Source organism: Streptomyces sp. NPDC127092, assembly GCF_042722475.1.
GTDB lineage: Bacteria > Actinomycetota > Actinomycetes > Streptomycetales > Streptomycetaceae > Streptomyces.
Map to the genome: position 1 here is coordinate 1 of NZ_JBHXFE010000311.1, position 618 is coordinate 618.

Annotated in this window: 1 protein-coding gene; it reads left to right on the forward strand. The window is 75.7% G+C overall.

Going from position 1 to position 618, the window contains the following annotated elements:
* Positions 1 to 165: 165 nt before the first annotated feature.
* On the forward strand, positions 166 to 618 hold a 453-nt coding region (locus ACFWJO_RS39980; RefSeq protein ID WP_386873238.1), incomplete at its 3' end, for an ACP S-malonyltransferase.

The following is a 618-nucleotide window of genomic DNA, read 5'->3' on the forward strand; positions in this document are numbered from 1 at the left end:
CGATCACCCTGGGCCGGCTCGCGGGGGCGCGGCAGACGACCGGGGACGGGTCGGACTGAGCCGGGGCGGCGCACACCCCCGCTTGTAGAAACCCTCCAAACCGACTCGCCGTGCTTCGTGGCGCGATCTGCCCGGGATGGCGGCCGATCCTGACACGATGGAGGAATGCTTGCCATCGTGTGCCCCGGACAGGGGTCCCAGACGCCCGGCTTCCTCGCCCCCTGGCTCGAGCTGGACGGGACCCGCGACCTGCTCGCATCCCTCTCCGACGCCGCGGGCGTGGACCTGATCCGCCACGGCACTGAGTCGGACGAGGAGACCATCAAGGACACCGCCGTCGCCCAGCCGCTGATCGTGGCGGCCGGCCTGGTGGCCGCCGCGGCCCTCGAGGCGGACGCCGCCGCACCGAAGTCGACCGTCGTGGCCGGCCACTCCGTGGGCGAGGTCACCGCGGCCGCCGTCACCGGCGTGCTGTCCCCCGCCGAGGCCCTCTCCCTGGTGCGCGTGCGCGCCACCGGCATGGCCCGGGCCGCCGCGGCCACGCCCACGGGCATGGCCGCCGTCGTGGGCGGGGACCAGGACGAGGTCCTCGCGGCCATCGACGCGGGGGGGCCGGTG